Annotated in this window: 7 protein-coding genes; all 7 read left to right on the top strand. The window is 36.1% G+C overall.

All coding sequences use genetic code 11. The features are described from left to right. Positions 1-119 precede the first annotated feature (119 nt). The 7 genes from F7D73_RS12380 to F7D73_RS12350 all read left to right on the top strand — a co-directional run bounded on the left by F7D73_RS12380 (position 120) and on the right by F7D73_RS12350 (position 7,042). The gene (locus F7D73_RS12380) at positions 120-596 is read left to right on the top strand and encodes a hypothetical protein (protein WP_153125149.1); all 477 of its coding nucleotides are present in this window, start codon (positions 120-122) and stop codon (positions 594-596) included. 773 nt (positions 597-1,369) lie between these two features. After that, positions 1,370-2,272 carry a virulence RhuM family protein gene (locus F7D73_RS12375; protein WP_194256914.1) on the top strand — a complete coding sequence of 301 codons (903 nt, stop codon included), beginning with the start codon at positions 1,370-1,372 and terminating at the stop codon, positions 2,270-2,272. Positions 2,273-2,865: 593 nt separating this feature from the next. Next, positions 2,866-3,009 (top strand): hypothetical protein, encoded by a 144-nt coding sequence (locus tag F7D73_RS12370; protein ID WP_153089397.1) that lies wholly within the window; start codon positions 2,866-2,868, stop codon positions 3,007-3,009. Between the two features lie 102 nt (positions 3,010-3,111). Then, complete coding sequence (locus tag F7D73_RS12365) at positions 3,112-3,342, top strand: hypothetical protein (RefSeq protein ID WP_153125144.1); 231 nt, start codon at positions 3,112-3,114, stop codon at positions 3,340-3,342. Between the two features lie 253 nt (positions 3,343-3,595). Then, entirely contained in the window at positions 3,596-4,417 is an 822-nt protein-coding gene (locus tag F7D73_RS12360) for a hypothetical protein (protein ID WP_153125141.1), read from the top strand. A 332-nt stretch (positions 4,418-4,749) separates the two neighbouring features. Then, positions 4,750-5,283 (top strand): Panacea domain-containing protein, encoded by a 534-nt coding sequence (locus F7D73_RS12355; protein ID WP_153125139.1) that lies wholly within the window; start codon positions 4,750-4,752, stop codon positions 5,281-5,283. Next, complete coding sequence (locus F7D73_RS12350; RefSeq protein WP_153125137.1) at positions 5,276-7,042, top strand: hypothetical protein; 1,767 nt, start codon at positions 5,276-5,278, stop codon at positions 7,040-7,042. Before F7D73_RS12355 ends, F7D73_RS12350 begins: the two co-directional genes overlap by 8 nt. The last annotated feature ends 289 nt before the right edge of the window (positions 7,043-7,331 follow it).

Here is a 7,331-nt window from a genome sequence, read left to right as displayed (position 1 = left end):
AAATGCTCAATTCAGTTGTTTGCTTCCCTAATTAAGTTTTCGGACGGTCTCCCCCCAAAAAAATGGTAGTTTCATCAAAAAACCTTATATTTGCAGCTAATAATTAGAATATTACGATTATGGCAACATTGGTACTCGATAATACATTATATCAAGGCTATGCAACGATAGCAGAGCAGAATAACATCAGTGTGACTGATGCTATGGCAGAAGCTTTGCGATTATTGAAGCAACACTTGAAAAAAAAGCCAAGTCTTTCGTTAAGACAACGACTTGAGAAACGAATTCTTGAACTTCGAGATTTGCCAGCAAATTGGGATTACGCAGGTTCACCTTCCATATCATCAGAAGCGTGTAATTATTCTCGGAAGGTTGTTGCATGCTGTAGCGAATCGTTACTTCAGGGATTAGCAATATTCCCAAATACCAATGGCTATATATTAATGCAATGGAAGACCTCCAAAGGAGATGCCTGTTTATCTATTCTTAGTGATAGAATAGTATATGATGTTAATTATGGAGAGATAGAGAAAGAAGGTATCCTTCCTCTTTCAGAACTCCCTAAATTTTTGGAAGTCTTAAAGAGCATAGCCTAATGGAATGTGATTAGTAAACTTACATGATAGATTAAGAATATATCCTGTTAAAGCAGGTCTTAATGATCATTGTGGTATGTTTTTCTTGGGTAAGGATAAGAAGTTAATCTGTGATGACTTGACGATTCGTCCTTATACATTAAAAACGTTACGCTCTCTTTGTGACTTATTGCAAGCTAATGTTGTTTTAAAATAGGGGTAGTACCCAGCACCTTTAGCAAGATAATAGGAAGGCGGTCCCATCCCGCAAAATATGGCGTAGACCTTTGAAGGTCCGCCAACCTTAGAGCGTAGCGGTTCTGAGCACCGGAGGGCGGTTACATCCTTCCTTCTGAGGAGGAAGGCTTGGTTAGAGGTGGAGCTCCCTTTGGAAAGGGAGACGGAGGGATTCGAAAAAATACCTTCTTTAATGGGAAAAAGCGATGCCAATGAGTGCAATGAAAACTCGTTTTCAAATTGCCGAGTGCAGCTCGCTTTATCAACAAAGAGGGACGGGGTGATTTTAGAAGAGCGATACTGCAATGAGGAACAAAATATAAAATCATGAAATCCTTTTTATCAATCAAACCAGGAGCAACCTTTTTCTTAGATAGCTCCCAGACCCTCGTCTATCATAAAGACAGTATCGAGATCATTTACCGTTACCAGTCAGGTAAGAAAAACTTCTACACCCATGTTTACATGTACATCGTAGATGATACCAAGGTAACCCTTTATGCCGATTGGGGTGATTACGAAATTAAATCGTACTTTTGTCGCTAAAATGTATGTTTATGGCAAACGACAATAATATACAGCCTATGGCTGATGATTCACAGATAGTACTTTACCAACCAGACGAAAGCATTAGGTTGGAGGTGAAACTGGATCAAGATACGGTTTGGCTTACTCAAGCACAGATGACGGAGTTGTTTCGTACAACTCGTAACAATATAACTATGCATATTCGTAACATCTTTAAGGAGAAAGAGTTAGACGAAAAATCAGTATGTAAGGAATCCTTACATACTGCCGCAGACGGCAAAAGATATCGTACTAAAATCTATAATTTGGATGTTATAATCTCTGTAGGCTATAGAGTAAAGAGCCCGATAGGAACCCGTTTCCGTCAGTGGGCGAATGCAGTTATAAAGCAATACCTTCTTCAAGGTTATTCCGTGAACCGTCACTTGATAGCCTTACAGGAGAATATGGACAAGCGTATGACTCATATTGAGGACGTTCAGGCCAAGCAGCAACAGCAGCTTGATTTCTTTATTCGAACTTCGACCCCTCCCGCTGAGATGGTCTTCTTCGAAGGTGATTTCTATACTGCAAGAGTTGCTTTGGAGAACCTTGTTCGTTCAGCCAATCATCGAGTAATCATTATAGATGGTTATGTTTCATCGCTAACCCTAAGCGTGTTAGATGTTCGCAAACCTGAAGTAACAGCGACTGTTTATACTGCAGGTGTAGGTCAAGGAATGCAACGTCTCATGGATGAGCATGACCGCCTCTTCCCCGACAATCATATAGACATCAGAAAATGGAGTAACGAGTCCCATGACCGCTGGCTTATCATAGATGACACCCTCTATCATTGTGGTCATTCATTAAACGCCAATGGCGGTCATAAGATTTCCGCCATAACCCTGATGGGAACCTCCCCAGAAGTAATCCTATCAAAAGTAGAATAAAAATAATATTCCTCATTCGAGTGGCGACAAGTGCAGAGCGATACTGCAATGAGGAGCAATTCTGGTGGGCTTAACCTGCAAGCCCTCTCCATGCACCCACTTTCAACAATATAATTGCAAGCTGATCCCCATAACAGCCAGGCGGTCTCATCCCGCACAACCATGGCGAGGGCTTTGATGCCCCGCCAACCTTATAGCGTAGCGGTTCCGAGCACCGGAGGGCGGTTACATCCCTTGCCCTTTTGGAAAGGGCGAGGGCTTGGGAGTGGGTTAAGGACCCCCTCTTCGCAAGAGAGGGACAGGGGAGTCGAAACAAAACTTACGTTATGAACATAGAAGAAAAAAAGCAGATTTTATACGTCGCTTCAAGGCTTCTAGGGAGCGAAAGGCAGAATACATAGCACAAATGGAAAAGCGAATGCGTGATGACTATCGCCGCAGAACCGGTAAGGAAGCTGAATCATTTTGTGTATTATGATGTTTAGCCCTAAGCCAAGTGTAGGTTAATAAATGCATTTTTTTCTCTTAATTCCTTGGTGTTTACGTCAGAAAGTTGTATCTTTGCAGCATTCTTTAATATAGGAGGTTATACAATGATTGAGATAAAAGAAACATTAGTTATTAAAAGCGATTCCCCAAAGGTAGCAGAGTGGGTGAAACGTATGAAGGCATATAAGGCAGCTCAGCTGCAAGATATGGCAAAACGAGGATGCGAGGTTTGTGAAATAGCTATGTAATGGATGCATTTATCACTTATCTCAAATCAAATTTATAGCTTCTTCAGGTCTCATGACAATGCGATATTGTATTATGTATGCGATGATATAGCCGATGTTCCGATGAATGCTCGTAAAAAGGCAGAAGGCTTTTCGGTACAGTATTATCGTAACAGACTTTTTACAAGTTTGTTTCATAAGCTTCAAGGGTTATTAGATATGAATGTTGTTGATTTACCAATTTGCATTGATGCTTGTGGTAACGATATGTATATTCATATAATGGTTCGCGAAGAACAATTGGATGTTGCTAAGAGAATCAAGCAAGACGTGCTTGATGGTTTTAGCAAATAGGGCAGACTTTCTTACCCGCATGAAAGATGAAGATAAGGAATTTTATTCTATTCTTTCGTGTTACTATGTTGAAAGGACAGATGAGGTGAAGGAATGTGCAAAGTAATCCTTCACCCTGCAAACGATACAAGAATAACTTTTTTCAAAAAACTGATAGATGTAACTACTTGGAATACAGTGGGGACGCTGTATTGGTGATATACGTGTATGTAATGGGCTTTAAAAAACAAATATAAAAATTTGGAGGAATATTATGGTTTCTATATTAGTTAAAATAGTCGTTATAGTTGTGAGTGCTATCGCTGGTGGTTTCTTTGGAGCATGGTTTTCTTACCGATTTCAAAGCCGAAAAATCGTCAAGGTACGTCGTATAGCAATCAAGGCATTGGAAATCTTCTTGAATTATGCAAAGAAAAGACAGACTTATGACTTGGCTGCTTCGGAATTTAACAATAAGATTAACATAGTAGAGAAAAGAGCAATATTAGTTGCTTTATGTAAGCTTGGTATTCCTATTGTAAAACCTGTTGATGATGTGTTTTGTATTGAACATGTTCGGTTTGAGCACGAGGAGATTGACCGAGATACGATCAATTTGATGATAGAACAAATCAATAAGGGTAATTGTGATGAATTATTTTTCTCAGATGTTGAAGCCTATTTCTCTTCCAATTCTCGTTTGTTGGCAGTTAGGGCTGTAGCTAAAAAATATGTAGATATAGACTTTTCTAAATGTGATTATGACAAAACGAAGAATGTCATTAATCATCCTAATTTTCCTATAGAGTTGTTTACCCCAGGTGAGTTTAATGTTATAAGCGTCTTTAGACTACGTACCAATTGGGATACTTATTTCGATGCTAATGGAAAGGCAATTCCAGAGAAAATGACTACTCTAAAGAAAGAGATAGATTTAGGTATTTGGGATACCTATCTATTTTGGGATTTGGAATCTTATCAGAATATGCAAAACCAAAGCAATATGGCAAATGTTTTTGCAAAAGTGATGTTGCAAAACATGGGTATTCAGCTAAATGCAACAGCTTCTAACGAGAAGTTTGATGAAAAGAAATAAGGTGTTTACAATCAAATCTCCATTAGTAAATCTGATAGGCAAAACCTCATATGCTTATCTCAAAGTGAAAGTAAGTAATATTGCTATGCAAGGATGCTACTTCATTTTGCGATATGCAATACGGAATTTATAGAGTAATAATATATTGCATTATGATTAAAAAAGAAGATTTAGGGCATCTAAAGGTTGCTTTTTTTCGACCAAAGTTAAATCAAGAAAAAAATAGTAAGTAATAAATATTAGTTATAAGAAAATATCTCATACATCAATGTTGTTTGTAAAAAAGTTTTATCAAATAGATGGTGATGTATAATGCTGTATAGCTTTTTATTATGAATAAGAATTTGTTGTTTGAATATTTAGTATTCCGTTTGGATGAATGGAAGAAAAAAATAGAGAAAAGGAATGAGAAGGTTCCGACGTTTACAAAGTTGCGTCTTCAGAAAATCCTTTTTCTTGTATGTGCTTGGAATGTTGAGAATACAAATCGAAAGTTGTTGAATATATTCGATCAATTCTATGCTCTACCATATGGACCCGTTGAAATAGATATATATGATGCAATGAAGAGTAATCAAACTTTTCAGCATATCAGTTTTAATGGTAATGAATGCATTTATTGTAAACTAGAATCTGATATGTTTACTTCTATATCCAGAGTACATAGGGAATGGATTGACGAAGCTATGGACGACTTTATAAAAAATGATCGGAAGTATTTGACCATGCCTGTATTTGATTTAGTTGAATTGACGCATAAATGGTCGGTTTGGCAAATTGCAATGCAATATGCAAAGTTGTGCGGTCATAACAGAGAAAAAATGACGTCATTGGAAATTATAGAGAGTAAAAAATGTTATGACTAAAAAACGTGCTATTTCTTTAATAGAAAAGGTTAATGAACTTTTTAAAAGTTTATTTCCTGATGGTTGGATAGACTCATTAGAATGGTCAGATGAAGAAAAAAGTAGAAAAAGCTTTTTCTTAGGCAAGGGTAAAATATCGGATGCAGAGAGTAAATTGTTTGTCCTTTTTAGTAATTTGGTAATGCAAGGAGATCATTTACGTTTCCCTACAGATGGCATAGATAGCTTATTGGATAAATGTACATATGAAATAGTTGAAACTGGTGATAATAAGCAAAAAAAATCTTTGCAGAATGATTTTCAGCAATTGCTGATAGAACTAAAGTCTGCAATCATGTTGACAAAGTTCTATATCTATATCACTTCTGAGATATATGAAAAAAAAGTTTCTCGAAAAAGAATATTGAATTTTATAGAAGTTGAAAAACCCTCTTCTAAAAGGGATTCATGGTTAACATTACTCGATACTATAATAGATATTTGGTTATTTGAATATCGTTTTTCATACGATCAAAGAGAAATCAGAAAGCTTCTTATTTGCAAAGAGCATCTGGAAAAAGCAAAAGGTAATATTGTAGATAGTGATGCAAAGAAAAATGTTGATTTAGCAATTTCAGAGATAGACATTTTACTTTTAAAACTTTCTCATTTTGCAAAAAATATGCGAATTGAGTATCAGTTTAATTTTAAAAATTCAGTAGTTGCTCCAAAAGGGATAGATACGTCTGCTAATGACGTGTATTCAAATTTTCTAAAATTTATTAATCCCGAAAAATATATATTAGAAGAAGACGTTTATCAGTGGCAAAGTCATCCTAATAAGCGATGGGCTAAATTAGGTCAGATGGTCCTGCTGATGAGATATTATACAAAAGTGACAAAGAATGTAACGCAGGCAGAAAATTTATTAAAAGAATATGAACTTTTTTATGAAGATAAAGAAAAAACTATGTTCTATGAATTTAATAAATATGCTCTACGGTCAGTTAGAGTTTATATGTATAATTGTCTATTTTCTTTAAAGTGTAAATATCCAAAGATATTTTCTTTCAAGGACATAAGAATATGTTTGGATAAAATTATTACCATTCAAAATATGTGTATGATATATAATTATCATCCATATCAAAAGGCTATAGAATATACCATCAAATCTATAAAAGAAGATATAGTCAATAGGGTTGACAAGAGTATCTTGATAGAGAAAATGGATTGCGTTAAACAATGGAATGAATTTTTCCACGACAAAATTGAATGGAGTAAACAAAATCAATGTTATGCTTTTCAGCTAACATTTAATGAATGTACTGAAATTAACAATGAATATAGATTATTTCATCCCTCATCGTTTAGTCGTCCATTGAAATTCGATGAGATTTATAAGAAAAGAGACCAATTAGATTGGGAATGTTCAATGCTGGAAAGCGAAATTGAACGATATGAAGATATTTTGTCTATACAAGAAGCACAAGAGAAAATTAGCAATATGGAGCGTAAGAACATGGAGCAGATGGGACTGTTTATTACAATAACCACATTCCTTGTTGGTTTGTTATCTATATTTATAGGAAATAATGCAAAAGTTTCTATTGCAGACAAAATGGAGTATGTTGTTGCATTGGGCTGTATATTGATAGTCTTTGTCTGTTTGGGCTATTTTGCTGTTAGAGGAAAGCATGATAATATAAAATTTTGGTTCTTTGGCATCTTAATGATATTATCATCATTCTGTATATATATATTTGCAACCAGACATTGAAAGAGAATGATAGCAATCAATAAGTTGCGAGAAGCTAATAATGTATACTAATGTAGAACATCATGTAGTATAGGTTGGGGCATCGCTTCCCATGCGGTCCCATCCCGCACAATATGTCGAAAACCTTTGATGGTCCGACAACCTTAGAGCGTAGCGGTTCTGAGCACCGAGTAGGGCGGTTACATCCCCGCTTCCTGGGGAGGGCACTGAAAAAGGTGCCCTCATAAAGAGGGAGAGACCGTCCGAAAACTTAATTAGGGAAGCAAACAACTGAATTGAGCATTTTTCT

Origin of the sequence: Segatella copri (assembly GCF_009494395.1) — a bacterium.
Taxonomy (GTDB): Bacteria; Bacteroidota; Bacteroidia; order Bacteroidales; family Bacteroidaceae; genus Prevotella.
Note: the sequence above shows the minus strand (reverse complement) of the source record. Positions and strands in the feature narration are given on the sequence as shown.